The following is a 17,311-nucleotide window of genomic DNA, read 5'->3' as shown; positions in this document are numbered from 1 at the left end:
TGACTCAGCGGCCCAGCTTCTGCGCGACCTCCGTCGCCCAGTACGTCAGGATCGTGCCCGCGCCGGCCCGCTTGATCCCGGTGAGGGTCTCCATGATCGCCGCGTCGCGGTTGATCCAGCCCTTCTCCGCGGCGGCCTCGACCATCGCGTACTCGCCGGAGATCTGGTACGCCGATACGGGCACGTCCGACTCGGCGGCGACCCGCGCCACGATGTCCAGGTACGGCAGGGCCGGCTTGACCATCACCATGTCGGCGCCCTCTTCGAGGTCGAGCGCCAGCTCGCGCAGCGCCTCGCGGGCGTTGGCCGGGTCCTGCTGGTACGTCTTGCGGTCGCCGGTCAGCGACGAGGCGACGGCCTCGCGGAACGGGCCGTAGAACGCCGACGAGTACTTCGCCGCGTACGCGAGGATCGCGACGTCCTCGTGGCCCGCGCCGTCCAGGGCCTCGCGGGCGGCCCGCACCTGACCGTCCATCATGCCGCTCGTGCCCACCATATGGGCCCCGGCCTCGGCCTGGACGCGGGCCATCTCGGCGTACCGCACCAGCGTCGCATCGTTGTCGACACGGCCCCGGTCGTCCAGCACGCCGCAGTGGCCGTGGTCGGTGTACTCGTCCAGGCACAGGTCCGACATGACGACGAGATCGTCGCCGACCTCGGCCCGCACGGCGCGGAGCGCGACCTGCAGGATGCCCTGCGGGTCCGTGCCCGCCGTGCCGGCCGCGTCCTTCTTGTCGTCGTCAGGGACGCCGTAGAGCATGATCCCCGAGACGCCGGCCGCGACCGCGTCCGCCGCCGCCTTGCGCAGCGAGTCCAGCGAGTGCTGGACGACCCCGGGCATCGCCGAGATGGCGACGGGCTCGCCCAGCCCCTCCCGTACGAAGGCGGGCAGGATCAGATCTGCCGGATGCAGCCGCGTCTCGGCGACCATCCGCCGCATCGTCGCGTTGACCCTGAGCCTGCGCGGGCGCGCGCCGGGGAAGGATCCGTACTCAGTCATCGTCCATCGCCTCTTGCGTCGTCGAGGTCATGCTTGTCGCGGACCTCGTGGAAAGCCCTGCTCAGGTGGTGCGCCGCCGCCTGCCGCCCGGACGGCGCTCGCTCGGCCGCGTGACCGTCTCGCCCGCCTCCCGCGCCGACTCGCGCCGCCGCGTGCCGAACGCGGCGAGCGCCTCGGCCAGCTTGTGGACCGACGGCTCGGGTGAGAGGACGTCGACCCGCAGCCCGTGCTCCTCGGCCGTCTTCGCCGTCGCCGGGCCGATACAGGCGATCACCGTCACGTTGTGCGGCTTGCCCGCGATCCCGACCAGGTTGCGCACGGTCGAGGACGACGTGAAGAGCACGGCGTCGAAACCGCCGCCCTTGATCGCCTCACGGGTCTCGGCCGGCGGCGGCGATGCGCGCACGGTGCGGTACGCCGTCACGTCGTCCACCTCCCAGCCCAGCTCGATGAGGCCGGCGACCAGGGTCTCGGTCGCGATGTCGGCGCGCGGCAGGAACACCCGGTCGATCGGGTCGAAGACCGGGTCGTACGGCGGCCAGTCCTCCAGGAGCCCCGCGGCCGACTGCTCGCCGCTGGGCACCAGGTCCGGCTTGACGCCGAAGTCGACCAGCGAGGCCGCCGTCTGGTCGCCGACGGCGGCGACCTTGATCCCGGCGAACGCGCGGGCGTCGAGCCCGTACTCCTCGAACTTCTCCCGCACGGCCTTGACCGCGTTGACCGAGGTGAACGCGATCCACTCGTAGCGGCCCGTCACCAGGCCCTTGACCGCGCGCTCCATCTGCTGGGGCGTACGCGGCGGTTCGACGGCGATGGTCGGCACCTCGTGCGGCACGGCGCCGTACGACCTGAGCTGGTCGGAGAGCGAGGCGGCCTGCTCCTTCGTGCGCGGCACGAGCACCTTCCAGCCGAACAGCGGCTTGGACTCGAACCAGGCGAGCTGGTCACGCTGGGCGGCCGAACTGCGTTCGCCGACCACGGCTATGACGGGCTGGTGTCCGTCCGGGGACGGCAGCACCTTGGCCTGCTTGAGCGTCTGCGCGATCGTGCCGAGCGTGGCGGTCCAGGTGCGCTGCCGGGTCGTCGTACCGGCGACGGTGACGGTCATCGGGGTGTCCGGCTTACGGCCGGCCGCGACGAGTTCACCGGCGGTCGCGCCGACGGAGTCGAGCGTCGTGGAGACGACGGCCGTGCCGTCGCTCGCGCCGACCTCGGTCCAGCAGCGCTCGCTGGCGGTCCTGGCGTCCACGAAGCGCACGTCCGTGCCCTGCGCGTCACGCAGCGGCACCCCGGCGTAGGCCGGCACGCCGACCGCCGCCGCGATACCGGGCACCACCTCGAAGGGGATCCCGGCGGTCGCGCAGGCAAGCATCTCGGCGCCGGCGTCGCCGTCGAGACCGGGGTCGCCCGTGACGGCACGGACGACCCGCTTGCCGCCCCGCGCGGCCTCCATGACAAGATTGGCCGCATCCCTGATCGCGGGGATCCCGGCGGCTGTTGACGCATCGTCAACGACCGTCAGAGCAGGCGTGCTCACACTCGCCCGTGCATGGCTGCGTACTACATCGAGCACATCCGGCTCGGCAATCAGTACATCCGCCCCCGCGAGCGCCTCGACGGCGCGGAGTGTCAGCAGACCCGGGTCTCCGGGTCCGGCACCGAGGAAGGTGACGTGCCCTGATGTGGAGTAGGCCGGAAGGTCAGTGGCGGTGGCGCTCAAAGTGCTCGCTCCCCCATAAGACCGGCCGCACCCTTGGCGAGCATCTCGGACGCGAGTTCGCGACCGAGCGCGACGGCGTCGCCATGCGACGTGGGTACAGGACCGGTGGTGGAATGCTGCACCAGCGTCGAACCGTCGGTTGTCCCGACGACTCCCCGCAGGCGCATTTCGTTGACAGCCTGTCCGTCGTCCAGCAGGTCGGCCAGAGCACCCACAGGTGCGCTGCAGCCGGCCTCCAGGGCGGCGAGCAGGGAACGCTCGGCGGTCACGGCGGCCCGGGTGCCCGGGTCGTCGAGTCCGGCGAGCAAAGCGGCGAGATCTACGTTGACCGCGGCGCACTCTACTGCGAGAGCCCCTTGACCGGGGGCGGGCAGGACGGTGTCGGCCGACAGGAAGTCGGTCACCTCACCGGTCATGCCTATCCGGTGGAGCCCCGCTGCGGCGAGTACGACGGCGTCGAACTCCCCGCTGTGGACGTATCCGATCCGGGTGTCGATGTTCCCCCTGATCGGCACGGTTTCTATCCGGCGGCCGTGGCCGCGCGCGTACGCGTTGAGCTGCGCGGACCTGCGCGCCGAACCCGTACCGACCCGGGCGCCGTCGGGCAGTTGCCCGAACGTCAGCCCGTCCCTGGCGACCAGTACGTCCCTCGGGTCGGCGCGCGGCGGTACGGCCGCGATCACCAGCTCGTCGGGCTGCGCCGTCGGCAGGTCCTTCAGGGAGTGCACGGCGAAGTCGACCTCGCCGCGCAGCACCGCCTCGCGCAGCGCGGTGGCGAAGACGCCGGTGCCGCCGATCTGCGCCAGCAGCTCACGGGACGTGTCCCCGTACGTGGTGATCTCGACCAGCTCGACCGGCCTGCCGGTCAGCTCGGTCACGGCGCGCGCCACCAGTGCGGACTGGGTCGTCGCGAGCTTGCTGCGCCGCGTACCCAGCCGCAGTGGCCTGCGGTCGGGCATGCTGCCCGGCCTGTGCTCGGGCGTACTGCCCGGCGTGCTCTCCGGCGTCAGGGCCTTGTCCGGCCTCAGGGGCCTGTGTGCCTCGGTCATACCTGCCCTCTGCCTACACCGTCGGTGGTGTCATTCAGGTCGGCCCTGCTGACGGCCGCGACCGTCTGCGGGTCGATGTCGAAAAGTTCCCGCAGGGCGTCCGCGTACCCGGCGCCGCCGGGTTCGCTGGCGAGCTGCTTCACGCGCACGGTGGGCGCGTGCAGCAGTTTGTCGACGACGCGGCGTACGGTCCTGGTGATCTCGGCCCGCTGCCTGTCGTCGAGCCCCGGCAGCCTGCCTTCGAGCCGCGCGACCTCGCTGCTCACCACGTCGGCCGCCATCGCGCGCAGCGCGACCACGGTCGGAGTGATGTGCGCGGCGCGCTGAGCCGCCCCGAAGGCGGCCACCTCGTCGGAGACGATGGTGCGTACCTGGTCGACGTCGGCCGCCATCGGCGCGTCGGCCGAGGCCTCGGCGAGGGACTCGATGTCCACGAAGCGGACCCCGCCCAGCCGGTGCACGGCGGCGTCGATGTCGCGCGGCATGGCCAGGTCGAGCAGGGCGAGCCGGTCGGTACGGTCGGTGCGTCCCGCCAGCGCGGCCTCGACGGCGACGACGCTCAGCACGAGACCGGTCGAGCCCGTACAGGACACGGCGATGTCGGCGCGCTTCAGCTCGTCGCCGACGGCCGCCATGTCGACGGCGCGCGCGGCGACGCCCGTACCGCCGGGGCCGGTGAGGATCTCCACGAGCCGCTCGGCGCGGGCCGCCGTGCGGTTGGCGACGACGATCTCGGCGACACCGGCCCTGGCCAGCGTGGCGGCGGCGAGCGAGGACATCGAGCCCGCGCCGATGACGAGCGCGCTCTTGCCCTTGGCCCATCCGTCGACGCCGCCGGCGCGGCCGGCCGGGCCGGCCGCGAGCTGTTCGAGGCCGAAGGTGACGAGCGACTGTCCCGCCCTGTCGATACCGGTCTCGCTGTGCGCGCGCTTGCCGACCCGCAGGGCCTGCTGGAAGAGGTCGTTGAGCAGCCGCCCCGCGGTGTGCAGCTCCTGGCCGAGGGCGAGCGCGTCCTTGATCTGGCCGAGGATCTGGCCCTCGCCGACGACCATCGAGTCGAGTCCGCACGCCACCGACAGCAGATGGTGGACGGCGCGGTCCTCGTAGTGCACGTAAAGATAAGGAGTGAGTTCGTCGAGGCCGACGGCGCTGTGCTGCGCGAGCAGCGTCGACAGCTCGGCGACGCCCGCGTGGAACTTGTCCACGTCGGCGTACAGCTCGATGCGGTTGCAGGTGGCGAGGACGGCCGCCTCCGTCGCCGGCTCGGCGGCCAGCGAGTCCCGCAGCAGTTTCACCTGAGAGTCGGAGTCGAGCGACGCGCGCTCCAGCACGCTCACCGGCGCGCTGCGGTGGCTCAGTCCGACGACCAGAAGACTCATGCCGGCATCACCGCGGGGACGTCCCCTTCGGGTCCCTTCCGGCCGGGGGCGGTGCCGTCCTGCGCGGCCGAGGCGTCGGCAGCGGGCTCCGCGACGGACTCGGCGGCGGGTTCGGCGACAGGCTCCACGACGGGGGGCGGCGGCGCGGCAGCGGCTTCCGCCGCCTCGGCCGCCGCGTCCTCGCCGGCCTTGCGCTGCTCGTGGAAGGCGAGGATCTGCAGCTCGATGGAGAGATCGACCTTGCGCACGTCGACACCGTCCGGAACGGTCAGGACGGTCGGCGCGAAGTTGAGGATGGACGTGACACCGGCGGCGACGAGCCGTTCGCAGACGGCCTGCGCCGCTCCCGCGGGGGTGGCGATGACACCGATCGAGACACCGTTGTCACTGATGATCTTCTCCAGCTCGTCCGAGTGCTGGACGGGCATCCCGGCGACCGGCTTGCCTGCCATCGCGGGATCGGCGTCTATCAGCGCGGCGACCCGGAATCCGCGCGAGGCGAACCCGCCGTAGTTGGCGAGCGCCGCGCCGAGGTTACCGATACCGACGATCACGACCGGCCAGTCCTGGGTGAGGCCCAGCTCACGCGAGATCTGGTACACGAGATACTCGACGTCGTAGCCCACACCGCGGGTGCCGTAGGAGCCGAGGTACGAGAAGTCCTTGCGCAGCTTCGCGGAGTTGACCCCGGCGGCCGCGGCCAGTTCCTCGGACGAGACCGTGGGGACCGAACGCTCCGAAAGTCCGGTGAGCGCTCGCAGATACAGCGGAAGCCGGGCGACGGTTGCCTCGGGGATTCCTCGGCTACGGGTCGCCGGTCGGTGAGTTCGGCCAGTTGCCACGGTGCTCCTGCGGGATGAGCGGGGCTGCAGGCGGCCGTATGTCCCAGGACCGCCCCGTCGAATGCAGGCTATGTCTTTGTGAACGCGTGCACAAAGATGGTGTCCGCTTTGTCCGAGCAAAGTGACCGGGGTCACGCGTCCCGATCGGCCGCCGGCGGAACCGCCGACCACGTCAGCCCGTTGCACACACGAAGGGGGCAAAGCCGTACACACTCCTCACGAATACGCCCCCGGGACCTGAGAAAACACCAGCAAAGCGCCCACGATGGTAACCGCCTTTCCGGTCAGGCCCCCAGTGCGCGACGGAGCCGATCCGCGTCCACCCGCCAGAACGTGTGCTGCTCGCCGTCGACCAGGACGACCGGGATCTGCTCCCAGTACTGCCGGTGCAGCGCCTCGTCCCGCGAGATGTCCTTCTCCTCCCACACCGCGCCCGTCTCCCCGCACACGGCCTCGACGACCGCTCGCGCGTCGTCGCAGAGATGGCAGCCCGGTTTGGAGATAAGCGTCACCACGCGCTCGGCCGCATCCTTCTTCTTCACACCACGCCGCAACAGAGGACTCATGGATCCCATTCTCCGCCCGACCGGCGCGAGAAGCGGCCGGTCATCCACAGCCACCCCAGGATCTCCCGATTAACACACCGGTCGTGGAGAGTTCACGCCCCCGGCGCCGCGACACGTGAAGAACTGACAGACAGACTCGTTATGCTCACGATATGGCCGCACTGGGATGGCTCACCCCCCGTAGGCGCTCCGCGACACCCCGGAGCGTGCTGGCAGGCGAAGCCGCAGCCGAGGCAGCACGCAAGTCCTCGCAAGGCTCCCAGGTCCTGCCGGACCTGCTGGAGCAGCACGGCCCGGGAGCGCCGGGCGCCGGGAAGGGCCCCGATCACACGCCCGACTTCCCCGTCATGGGCGACGAACGGGCAGCCGCCTTCTTCGACCTCGACAACACCGTCATGCAGGGCGCCGCGATCTTCCACTTCGGCCGCGGCCTGTACAAGCGGAAGTTCTTCCAGCGCCGCGAGCTGGCCAGGTTCGCCTGGCAGCAGGCGTGGTTCAGGCTGGCCGGCGTCGAGGACCCGGAACACATGCAGGACGCGCGCGACAGCGCCCTGTCCATCGTCAAGGGCCACCGCGTCTCCGAGCTGATGTCGATCGGCGAGGAGATCTACGACGAGTACATGGCCGACCGCATCTGGCCGGGCACCCGCGCCCTCGCCCAGGCCCACCTCGACGCGGGCCAGCAGGTCTGGCTCGTCACGGCCGCGCCCGTCGAGACCGCGACCATCATCGCCCGCAGGCTCGGCCTGACCGGCGCGCTGGGCACCGTCGCCGAATCCGTCGACGGCGTCTACACGGGCAAGCTCGTCGGCGAGCCGCTGCACGGCCCGGCCAAGGCCGAGGCCGTACGGGCACTCGCCGCCGCCGAGGGGTTCGACCTCGAACGCTGCGCCGCGTACAGCGACTCGCACAACGACATCCCGATGCTCTCGCTCGTCGGCCACCCGTACGCGATCAACCCCGACACCAAACTCCGCAAGCACGCGCGGCAGCTCGACTGGCGCCTGCGCGACTACCGCACCGGGCGCAAGGCGGCCAAGGTCGGCATCCCCGCGGCGGCCGGAGTGGGCGCCCTCGCGGGCGGTACGGCCGCCGCCGTGGCGCTGCGCCGCCGCTACCGCTGACAGGCATCCGCCACACCCGCGGACAGCAGCCGCGGCACATCCCCGGACCGGTCCGGCTGCGGACAGATCTTGACGCAATCTGATCAATTAGCGATCACGATGTGCGACTTAAAGCGCTATCCAGACGGCACAGAAGCGACCTAATCGGTGATTTGAGCAACTGGGTGTAGCGCTGCCTGTACGAAGCGTTATTCTCCTCAGACGCATACCGGACCCCACACGTCGCCACGACGAGTGAACGGTCCCGCACTGCACGTGATGGAAGCTCTGCCTCTGGGAGTCCCGTGTACCCACACGTCGGGGTTGACGCCTCGGGCCTGGCTACGCTGCGCGCAACGGTCCTCGACCACTTGCGCGGCTTCGTCCCCACCGCGTACGCCGTCCCCGCCTTCGCCGCACCGGCCCCTGCCGTGAGCGGCCCTATCGGACCTTGTTATGCCCTGGCGAGCGGCGGTGCGGCAGTCGGCAGACGGGGAAGCCGAAGCAGCTCCGCCGCATCGACCACCGCTCGCCGGCCCAGCGCCGACAGCGACAGCGCGCGCATGATGGACCTCGTCGAGCGTGCCCAGGCCGGTGAGGCCGACGCGTTCGGCCGGCTGTACGACCAGTACAGCGACACCGTCTACCGCTACATCTATTACCGCGTGGGCGGAAAGGCGACCGCGGAAGACCTCACCAGCGAGACGTTCCTGCGCGCCCTGCGCCGGATCTCCACCTTCACCTGGCAAGGGCGCGACTTCGGCGCCTGGCTGGTCACCATCGCCCGGAATCTGGTCGCCGACCATTTCAAGTCGAGCCGCTTCCGACTGGAAGTGACCACGGGCGAAATGCTCGACGCCAACGAGGTGGCGCGCAGCCCGGAGGACTCCGTCCTGGAGTCCCTCTCCAACGCGGCGCTGCTCGAAGCCGTACGCAAGCTCAACCCCCAGCAGCAGGAGTGCGTCACACTGCGCTTTTTGCAAGGCCTCTCGGTCGCCGAAACGGCCAGGGTCATGGGCAAGAACGAAGGAGCGATCAAGACCTTGCAGTACCGGGCCGTGCGCACCCTTGCACGGCTGCTCCCGGAAGACGCCCGCTGACCGAAGCCCCCCTCGACCCCGCAAGACCCCTGTCCGGCCGAAGACCCAACTCACAGTCGGTGACGCCTCGATGACGCACTGGTCCGATCATCCATCGCGCGTAACCCAAGTGCCGCGCCGCTCGTTGTGCGGGATGCAGGCTCCCTGCGGTCACGCCATGCCCGCAGCCACTCACTCAATCGTGTGGAGGCGTTCGTGGCGTGCAACCTTCCGGACCCCCAGGGGAGTCGATCGTCATGACGAGAGGAGGTGCCGCCAGTGATCGCGAACGTTTCGTCACACCGGCGGGCGAACGCCTTCGCCCAGGCCCTGGAAGACCAGACGGTCCAGGGCGCGGCGGCCGAACAGCCCGCCGATTCGGCCGAACCGGCCGAACAGGGGCGGCTGTTGGCCCTGGCGAGCGGGCTCGGCGAACTGCCGAGACCGACGCTGGACCCCGAGGTCAAAGTGGTGCAACGGGCGCAGCTCGTGGCAGCCATGGAGACCATGCTGCGGGAAGGCACAATCGGCGGAGGTGTGTCGTCGGGCCCCACGGTGCCCGAGCAGCGGACGGCAGGCAGGGGCGCCCACCGGGCCTCCCCGCTCCGGAAGCTGCGGCCGCGGTCCCGCTGGTCGAAGAGTCTCGCCGCCGGCGGACTCACGGTCGGCGTGGCAGCCGGCGCGTTCGGCGGTGTGGCGGCGGCAAGCAACAACGCACTGCCGGGTGATTCGCTCTACGGGCTCAAACGCGGCATGGAGGACTTCAAGCTCGGCATGGCGGAGGACGACTCCGCCCGTGGCGGGATCTACCTCGACCACGCCTCGACCCGCCTCAACGAAGCCCGCAGGCTCCTCGAACGCGACCGCGCTGGCCAGCTCGACCACGAGCAGCTCAACGAGATCCGGCGCGCGCTGAGCGGGATGAGGTACGACGCCACGCAAGGCCACCGGCTGCTCCACCAGGCGTACGAACGGGACGGCTCCCTCGGCCCGATCGCCACGCTCTCGTCGTTCTCCGCCTCGCACCGCCAGGCGTGGAACGGCGTACGCGACCGGCTGCCCGTACAGCTCACCGACGTCGGAAACCAGGTCAGTTCGGTCTTCGACGCCATAGACGAAGAGGTCGCCCCGCTCCAGTCCCTGCTGCCGCCCACCCCGGAGAAGCGCCACCGGTCCACCTCCACCAGCCCCGGCTCCCCCCAGGACACCGGCGGCTCCGCCCACAAGGACAGTCCCTCGCCCTCCTCACCGCACAAGAGCGAGAGCGGCGGCCCGCACCACGAGAGCGGCACCCCCTCCCCGTCGGGATCCCGCTCGCACTCCGGCAGTACGCCGGACAAGGGCCTCCTCGACGGCGGTGCGGGCGGCCTGCTCGACCCCCCGTCGGACAGCGACGAGCCGTCGTCCCCGCCCGACAAGCAGGACAACGGCAACCCCGCGCCGGACGTCACGATCCCGCCCCTGCTGCCGGATCTGCTGCCGGGCCTCGGCCTGAACGCCGAAGACGCGAACTAGCACGACCGCACGGCTGAGGCGCGGCGCCCCCGAGAGGGAGCGCCGCGCCTCAGCGCTGCGTGAGCGGGAAACCTCAGAAGAACACGGACCGCCGCTGCACGAGCAGCTTGTACAGCGTGTGCTGGATCTGCTCCCGCACCTGGTCCGTGAGGTTGAACATCAGCATCGGATCCTCGGCCGCCTCCGGCGGATAGCCGTCCGTCGGGATCGGCTCACCGAACTGGATCGTCCACTTCGTCGGCAGCGGCACCACCCCGAGCGGCCCCAGCCACGGAAACGTCGGCGTCAGCGGGAAGTACGGGATCCCCAGCAGCCGCGCGACCGTCTTCGCGTTGCCGAGCATCGGATAGATCTCCTCGGCCCCGACGATCGAGCACGGCACGATCGGCGCCCCCGCGCGCAGCGCCGTCGACACGAACCCGCCCCGGCCGAACCGCTGCAACTTGTAGCGCTCGCTGAACGGCTTGCCGATGCCCTTGAAGCCCTCCGGCATCACCCCGACGACCTCGCCGCGCCGCAGAAGGCGCTCCGCGTCCTCCGCGCACGCCAGCGTGTGCCCGGCCTTGCGCGCCAGCTCGTTGACGACCGGCAGCATGAAGACCAGATCGGCGGCCAGCAGCCGCAGATGCCGCTCGGCGGGATGGTTGTCATGGACGGCGACCTGCATCATCAGCCCGTCCCACGGCAGCGTCCCCGAGTGGTTGGCCACCACCAGCGCCCCGCCCTCCGCCGGGATGTTCTCGATGCCCTTCACCTCGACGCGGAAGTACTTCTCGTACAGCGGCCGGATCAGCGACATCAGGACCTGGTCGGTCAGCTCCTTGTCGTACCCGAACTCGTCGACCTCGTAATCCCCGGTGACCCGGCGCCGCAGGAACGCCAGCCCGCCGGCCAGCCGCCGCTCCCACCTGTCGTCGCGCGGCTCCGGCTCGGCTGCGGCGGCCAGGCCGGGCCCCGGCTCGGCACCGGCCTGCTCGGCACCGGGCTGGTCGTCCGCCGGGGGCCGCTGGACCGGCTCTTCCTCCGGTACGGGGACCAGACCCCCCGGTTTGCGTGTGCGGCCCTGTGAACGCTTCGTGGCCGCGTCCTTGGCCTGCTTGGGCCGGCCGGCCGCGCCCCGCCTGGACCGCGGGTCGTCACCGAAAGGGATGACCTTGGCATCCGCCATGTCAGATGCCCTCCTTGCCGACGAGTTGGGAGCTGACGAAATGGGACAGCCGGTCGACCGCGCGCGCCACCGTCTGCGGCGGCAGCAGCCCCGCGCCACGGCTCCGCGCGAAATCGGCGAAGGTCTGCGCGGTCGAATACGTGGGCACGAATCCCAGTGTCTCTCGCATCTGGTCCGTACTCACCACCCTGCCGTGGGTCAGCAGCCTGATCTGCTCCGGCGAGAAGTCCGTCACCCCCGCCGTACGCAGCGCCGAGCCGACCCAGGTCACCGCGGGCAGCAGCACGGGCACGGTGGGCCGGCCCAGCCGCCGCGAGCACTGCGACAGCAGCAGCGTGCCCTCGCCCGCCACGTTGAAGGTCCCGCTGTTGAGCGTCCCGCGCCTGGCCTCGGCCGCCGCGATCAGCAGCACGTCGATCACGTCGTCCTCGTGCACGAACTGGAGCCGCGGGTCGTACCCGAAGACCGTCGGCAGCACGGGCAGCGACAGATACTCGGCGAGCGGATAATCGGCCGCGGGGCCCAGGATGTTCGCGAAGCGCAGCACGCAAACGGCCACATCGGGCCTGCGGCGCGCGAATCCGCGTACATACCCCTCGACCTCGACGGCGTCCTTCGCGAAACCGCCGCTCGGCAGCGATTTCGCGGGCATCGTCTCGGTGAAAACGGCGGGATCGCGCGGCGCCGAACCGTACACGCTCGTACTGGACTTGACGACGAGACGGCGCACCGTCGGCGATTTCTGGCAGGCGCCGAGCAACTGCATCGTGCCGATGACGTTGTTTTCCTTCACCGACGCGCGGCTGCCCGTACCGCCCAGCGCCGTGCCCGTCACATCCAAATGGACTACGGTGTCGACACCGTGTTCGGCGAGAACTCTCGCTATGGCCGGCTGGCGGATATCGGCTCTGACGAATTCCGCCCCGCCCAAATGGTGCTCGGGAGGAACCGCGTCGACCGCGATCACCCGCTCCACCCCGGGGTCGCGTTGCACGCGCCGTACGAAACGGCCGCCCAACTGTCGGGCCACTCCGGTCACGAGCACGACCTTGCCCAAGATCAACTGCCTTCCCCTAGAACCGCGTCTACGCGTCACCGTAGCGGTTCACGATTGCCCGGGGATGACACCGCGGCCCTCCCACCGTGCTGGTGGGAGGGCCGCGAATGAACGAACAGCCGCCGCTTACTTCTTGTTGCGACGCTGAACGCGGGTGCGCTTGAGCAGCTTGCGGTGCTTCTTCTTGGCCATCCGCTTACGCCGCTTCTTGATAACAGAGCCCACGACTACCCTCGCTCACTTCTCTTCACTCGGTGCGGGGCGTCTGGGCCCACACGACCTACGTCGGCCTAGCCTACCCGTCAGCGAGTGAGGGACGTAATCCGAGGGGATGCCGCCGGCTCAGCTCAGGCCGACTCAACCCCCACAAAGGACTCGCGGAGGTACTCGTGAACCGCTTGCTCCGGAACCCGGAAAGACCTGCCCACCCGGATCGCCGGCAGATGACCGCTGTGCACCAACCGGTACACGGTCATCTTCGACACTCGCATCACCGAGGCGACCTCCGCCACGGTAAGGAACTTGACCTCGTTGAGAGGCCTCTCGCTGCCAGCAGCCATGACCCACCTGTACCTTCCGCACCCGACGGCCACCGGCTTCCCCTCCGGTAACTCTTCGTCGCTGTGCGCTCACACACCAGACTAGGGGCGGGTGATACGAGTGGGGAAGAGGAGCAACCTCCGGCTGATTACTGTGACAGACACGCCCGATTGAGTACATAGCGAGTAAGCGGGCGGTAGTAATCGGAGCGCACCGCGTCATCAAGTGGCACCACCACGGACACCCGGCCCTCCGCCTCACCGACGAACAGCGCCGGATCATCCGTGTCCGCGAGGCCGATCGCCTCAATGCCGAGCTGACCTGCCCCGCAGACCCAGCCGTGGTCCCCCACCACCAACTCGGGCAGCGGCCAGCCGGCCTCCGCGAGACCGTCGAGCGCGACCCGTACGGGCAGCGGCGAATGGGTGTGTGCGCCCGGCTCACTCCCGGCGCGCCGAACGCCCGGTTCACGCACCAACGCGACGCCCCGAACGTAGTCAAGACGGTACGTGCGTAGCCCGAACCGGGTCGTTATGTCGATACATCGCCCCTGCGAAGGGGTGAGAACAACACATCCCGCCGCCGACAAAGCGTCTGCGAGACCTGCGTAGAAACCCAGCAGCCGATGCGGATGGCCCGTCCCGAACAGCACAGGAGTCCGCCCTGCCACCGCCTGCCGCAGCCGCGCGGCGAACGCCTCCAGCGCGCCGAGCGTCCGCTCGGGATCGATCACGTCCTGCCCCGACACATGACCGGGATCGGCGGAGACCCCGCACTTGTCGGCCATGAGACTGAGCAAGTCCCGCTCCCCCCAGGCCCACTCGGGGTCCAGGCCGAGCGTCACCCGCGGATCACGGGCGGCGAAGAGCCGATAACTCCGCAGGCTCTCCTCCCGCGACGTCGCCACAGGACCGGCCAGCCTGGCCGCCAGCAGATGCGCGCGCAACGCTCCGGTGCTCAACACACCACCGATGCTTGCGCACCGGGCCCCGCGAGGGGCCGAAACCCGGTATACACCCCACAGTTGGCGTAACGTGCCTGCACCGCCACGGCCCGACGGGCGGGCAGCTCAGGCGAGCAGCCCCCGCAGCGGGAAGACCGCCTTACGCGTCGCCAGCACGGCCTGATCCAGCCGGTCCGCCGGATCGTACCCCGCGTCCCACGGCTGCCACCGCGCCGTACGCCCGTCCGTCATCCGCACCGGACCCGGCTGCCGCGTCCGCGCGTACACCTCGTCCCGCCACGAAGCCGGCACGGCCGACTCCGGGGCGATCGGCGCGTGCGCGGCGATCCCCACCAGATGCGTCCAGGACCGGGGCACCACATCGACCACCGCGTAACCGCCACCGCCCAGCGCCAGCCAGCGGCCCTCGTCCGCGTACTCGTGCGCCAGGTCATGGCAGGCGACCTGCACCGCACGCTGCGCGTCCAGCGACACCGCGAGATGCGCCAGCGGATCCTCGAAGTGCGTGTCGGCGCCGTGCTGGGTCACCAGCACCTGCGGCCGGAAGTCGGCCAGCAGCTCGGGCACCACCGCGTGGAACGCCCGCAGCCAGCCCTCGTCCCCCGTACCGGCGGGCAGCGGCACATTCACCGCGCTCCCCTCACCCGCGCCGGCCCCGGTCTCCTCGGACCACCCCGTCGCGGGGAAGAGCGTGCGCGGACCCTCGTGCAGCGAAACGGTCAGCACCCGCGGGTCCTCCCAGAACGCCGCCTGGACCCCGTCGCCGTGATGCACGTCGACGTCGATGTACGCGACCCGCTCGGCGCCCAGCTCCAGCAGCCGGGCAACCGCCAGCGCCGCGTCGTTGTAGATGCAGAAACCCGAGGCCGCTCCCGGCATCGCATGATGCAGGCCGCCCGCGAAGTTCACCGCGTGCGCGGCCTCACCGCGCCACACCGCCTCCGCCGCACCGACCGACTGCCCCGCGATCAGCGCCGACGCCTCATGCATCCCCGCGAACGCCGGATCGTCCGCCGTCCCCAGGCCGTACGACCCGTCGGCGGACCCCGGGTCCAGCGACAGCCGCCGTACGGCCTCGACGTACTCGGCGTGGTGCACGAGCCGCAGCGTCGAATCACCCGCCGTCGGCGCCGCCACCACATCCACCGCCCGGTCCAGCCCGTACGCCCGGACCAACCCCATGGTCAGCCCCAGCCGTACCGGATCCATCGGGTGGCTGGGCCCGAAGTCGTATCCCGAAACTGCGTCATCCCACATCAACAGTGCGCGGCCGCTCATGCCCGCCACCGTATCCGGCCGAGTCCGTCCCGAACGAGCGGGCGTACACGAGGGTCACCAGAACCATCACCATCGGCACGAGCATCGCGCCCCGGTAACTCCACGCGTCACCGAGGGCACCGACCAGCGGCGACCCGACCAGAAAGCCCACATAGTTGAAGATATTGAGCCGCGCCACCGCCGCGTCACTCGCTGCGGGGAACAGCCGGCCGGCCGCGGCGAAGGTCTGCGGCACGATCACACACAGCCCAAGACCCAGCATCGTGAACCCGAGAATCCCCACCCAGGGCCCCGAGGCGACGGCGACCACCCCGAACCCGGCACCGGCGAGCACCGTCCCGCACCGCACGACCGCCACCGCACCGAAGCGCCGCACCCCGAAGTCCCCGACGGCCCGGCCCAGCAGGGTGGTCACCATGTAGGCGTTGTACGGAACGGTCGCCAGCTCCTCGGAGCTGTGCAGCATGTCCTGGAGGTACTTGGCGCTCCAGTTCGAGACGGTGGAGTCACCGATGTAGGCGAAGGCCATCACCAGGCACAGGGGCAGCAGCAGCTTGAAGACGACGGGCTTGCCGCCCCCGGTCGCGGGCTTGTCGGCCGGACCGGCGGCCGAACCGCCGGCCGCCTCGATCGCGTCGGGCGTCGCATCGGCGTACCACCGACTGCCGATCAGCGTCAGCGGCAGCAGCACGACCACCACCGGGAGATACGACACGAGCAGCGACAGATCCCAGTGCGCCCCCACCCAGGCCAGCGAGGCCCCGGCTATCCCGCCGAGGCTGTACGCGGCATGAAACCCGAGCATGATGCTGCGGCCGTAGGCCCGCTGGAGACTCACCCCGAGCATGTTCATCGACGCGTCGAGCGCCCCCACCGCGAGCCCGAAGGCCGCGAGGGCGACGGCGATCTGCCACAGCGCATCACCGGCACCGACCCCGAGCAGCGCGAGCAGCACCACGGGCTGCGCGCACCGCAGCACCACGCTGGGCCGCACCGTGGCGACCAGCTTCTCGGTGACGACGCTCCCGACGCCGGCGAGTACGGGAACGGCGGCGAGGAACACCGGCAGCAGCCCGTCGGATATCCCGTACCGGTCCTGGATCGCGGGGATACGGGTGACGAGGAGGGCGAAGGCCACACCCTGGGCGAAGAAGCTCACCGCAAGGGAGGCCCGACCGTGCCGCAACCGCACATCTGTCATGGCCGGAAAGCGTATGACGCCGCGCTACCCATGGGTAGATGGATCAGGCCAGCAATCCCAGCAGTTCGTTCATCCCGGCGAAATAACCGTTGGCCCCGGCCAGCTTCTCGGCGGGCGTCATGGCGGTGAACGCGTACACATCCATCCCGGCGGCCCTGGCGGCGGCCACACCGAGCGGCGAATCCTCGACGACGGCGCAGACTTCGGGGGCCACTCCCATCTGCTCGGCGGCATAAAGGAAGAGATCGGGCTCGGGCTTGCCCCTGCCGACGTCCTGCGCGCTGAAGACGACCCGGTCGTCGAACCACCGGTCGAGCCCGGTCTTACGATGACCGACCCTGATCCGCTCATGGCTCCCTGACGAGGCCACGCAGTACGGAACGCCGTCGGCGGCGAGCTTCTCCAGGACGGCGGCGACCCCGTCGACCGGCGTCAACTCGCGCTCGAAGGCGGCGAAGACGCGGGAGTGCAGGGTGTCGTCGAAGTCGTCCGGCAGAGAACGCCCGGTACGGGCGCCGATGAGGTCGTGGACACGATGCACCGCGGCGCCCATGTAGTCCCGGAGGGAGTCCTCGTAGGAGGTGGGGTGTCCCAGCTCGGTGAGATAGCCGGCGAGGATGGTGTTGGAGATGGGTTCGCTGTCGACCAGCACGCCGTCGTTGTCGAAAATGATGAGCTCATAGCGCATACGTCAGACCCTAAACGCAGAAAAGCCCCCGCACCACGATGGGTGCAGGGGCTTCCCTGGACTTGCTAAAGATTGTTCGGCGGCGTCCTACTCTCCCACAGGGTCCCCCCTGCAGTACCATCGGCGCAATGAGGCTTAGCTTCCGGGTTCGGAATGTAACCG

Annotated in this window: 17 protein-coding genes and 1 rRNA gene; 3 read left to right on the top strand and 15 right to left on the bottom strand. The window is 70.2% G+C overall.

Annotation, left to right across the window (positions count from 1 at the left end; genetic code table 11):
- Positions 1-4 precede the first annotated feature (4 nt).
- The 6 genes from hemB to ACZ63I_RS31925 form a co-directional block, all read right to left on the bottom strand.
- Complete coding sequence (gene hemB / locus ACZ63I_RS31950; protein ID WP_469342791.1) at positions 5-1,000, bottom strand: porphobilinogen synthase; 996 nt, start codon at positions 998-1,000, stop codon at positions 5-7.
- Positions 1,001-1,061: 61 nt separating this feature from the next.
- Positions 1,062-2,720: a bifunctional uroporphyrinogen-III C-methyltransferase/uroporphyrinogen-III synthase gene (locus ACZ63I_RS31945; RefSeq protein ID WP_469342789.1), complete on the bottom strand. Its 1,659-nt coding sequence runs from the start codon at positions 2,718-2,720 to the stop codon at positions 1,062-1,064.
- Entirely contained in the window at positions 2,717-3,679 is a 963-nt protein-coding gene (gene hemC, locus ACZ63I_RS31940; protein WP_469342931.1) for a hydroxymethylbilane synthase, read from the bottom strand. The genes ACZ63I_RS31945 and hemC overlap by 4 nt, the downstream gene beginning before the upstream one ends.
- An 86-nt stretch (positions 3,680-3,765) precedes the next feature.
- Positions 3,766-5,148: a glutamyl-tRNA reductase gene (locus tag ACZ63I_RS31935; protein ID WP_469342788.1), complete on the bottom strand. Its 1,383-nt coding sequence runs from the start codon at positions 5,146-5,148 to the stop codon at positions 3,766-3,768.
- Entirely contained in the window at positions 5,145-5,990 is an 846-nt protein-coding gene (locus ACZ63I_RS31930) for a redox-sensing transcriptional repressor Rex (RefSeq protein ID WP_469342787.1), read from the bottom strand. Before ACZ63I_RS31930 ends, ACZ63I_RS31935 begins: the two co-directional genes overlap by 4 nt.
- A 284-nt stretch (positions 5,991-6,274) precedes the next feature.
- Entirely contained in the window at positions 6,275-6,556 is a 282-nt protein-coding gene (locus tag ACZ63I_RS31925; protein WP_469342785.1) for a glutaredoxin family protein, read from the bottom strand.
- A 152-nt stretch (positions 6,557-6,708) separates the two neighbouring features.
- Between ACZ63I_RS31925 and ACZ63I_RS31920 the strand changes: the two genes are divergently transcribed.
- The 3 genes from ACZ63I_RS31920 (at position 6,709) to ACZ63I_RS31910 (ending at position 10,253) form a co-directional block, all read left to right on the top strand.
- A complete protein-coding gene (locus ACZ63I_RS31920) occupies positions 6,709-7,680 on the top strand; it encodes an HAD family hydrolase (protein WP_469342784.1) in 972 nt (323 codons plus the stop codon).
- Between the two features lie 284 nt (positions 7,681-7,964).
- Entirely contained in the window at positions 7,965-8,759 is a 795-nt protein-coding gene (locus tag ACZ63I_RS31915; RefSeq protein WP_469342783.1) for an ECF subfamily RNA polymerase sigma factor, BldN family, read from the top strand.
- Positions 8,760-9,017: 258 nt separating this feature from the next.
- Complete coding sequence (locus ACZ63I_RS31910) at positions 9,018-10,253, top strand: DUF5667 domain-containing protein (protein WP_469342781.1); 1,236 nt, start codon at positions 9,018-9,020, stop codon at positions 10,251-10,253.
- Between the two features lie 73 nt (positions 10,254-10,326).
- Here the strand turns inward: ACZ63I_RS31910 and ACZ63I_RS31905 are convergent, their stop codons facing one another.
- From ACZ63I_RS31905 to rrf, 9 genes are all read right to left on the bottom strand, one after another.
- The gene (locus ACZ63I_RS31905) at positions 10,327-11,421 is read right to left on the bottom strand and encodes a lysophospholipid acyltransferase family protein (protein ID WP_469342780.1); all 1,095 of its coding nucleotides are present in this window, start codon (positions 11,419-11,421) and stop codon (positions 10,327-10,329) included.
- Position 11,422: 1 nt separating this feature from the next.
- Entirely contained in the window at positions 11,423-12,478 is a 1,056-nt protein-coding gene (locus ACZ63I_RS31900) for an NAD-dependent epimerase/dehydratase family protein (protein WP_469342930.1), read from the bottom strand.
- A 126-nt stretch (positions 12,479-12,604) separates the two neighbouring features.
- Positions 12,605-12,703 (bottom strand): 30S ribosomal protein bS22, encoded by a 99-nt coding sequence (locus ACZ63I_RS31895; protein WP_003948845.1) that lies wholly within the window; start codon positions 12,701-12,703, stop codon positions 12,605-12,607.
- Between the two features lie 122 nt (positions 12,704-12,825).
- Complete coding sequence (locus tag ACZ63I_RS31890; RefSeq protein WP_014046653.1) at positions 12,826-13,038, bottom strand: helix-turn-helix domain-containing protein; 213 nt, start codon at positions 13,036-13,038, stop codon at positions 12,826-12,828.
- A gap of 128 nt (positions 13,039-13,166) precedes the next feature.
- Positions 13,167-13,982 (bottom strand): phosphatase, encoded by an 816-nt coding sequence (locus ACZ63I_RS31885; RefSeq protein WP_469342779.1) that lies wholly within the window; start codon positions 13,980-13,982, stop codon positions 13,167-13,169.
- A 105-nt stretch (positions 13,983-14,087) separates the two neighbouring features.
- Complete coding sequence (locus ACZ63I_RS31880) at positions 14,088-15,260, bottom strand: acetoin utilization protein AcuC (RefSeq protein WP_469342778.1); 1,173 nt, start codon at positions 15,258-15,260, stop codon at positions 14,088-14,090.
- Positions 15,229-16,461, bottom strand: a complete 1,233-nt coding sequence (locus ACZ63I_RS31875; protein WP_469342777.1) for an MFS transporter — start codon at positions 16,459-16,461, stop codon at positions 15,229-15,231. The genes ACZ63I_RS31880 and ACZ63I_RS31875 overlap by 32 nt, the downstream gene beginning before the upstream one ends.
- Positions 16,462-16,504: 43 nt before the next feature.
- On the bottom strand, positions 16,505-17,149 hold the full coding sequence (locus ACZ63I_RS31870; RefSeq protein WP_469342776.1) for an HAD family hydrolase: 645 nt from the start codon (positions 17,147-17,149) through the stop codon (positions 16,505-16,507).
- Positions 17,150-17,223: 74 nt separating this feature from the next.
- Positions 17,224-17,311, bottom strand: a 5S ribosomal RNA gene (rrf, locus tag ACZ63I_RS31865); the annotation flags it as partial.

This window comes from Streptomyces sp. NPDC087906 (assembly GCF_055584925.1).
The sequence above is the reverse complement of the archived record's forward strand: the minus strand, read 5'-3'. Positions and strand labels throughout refer to the sequence as shown.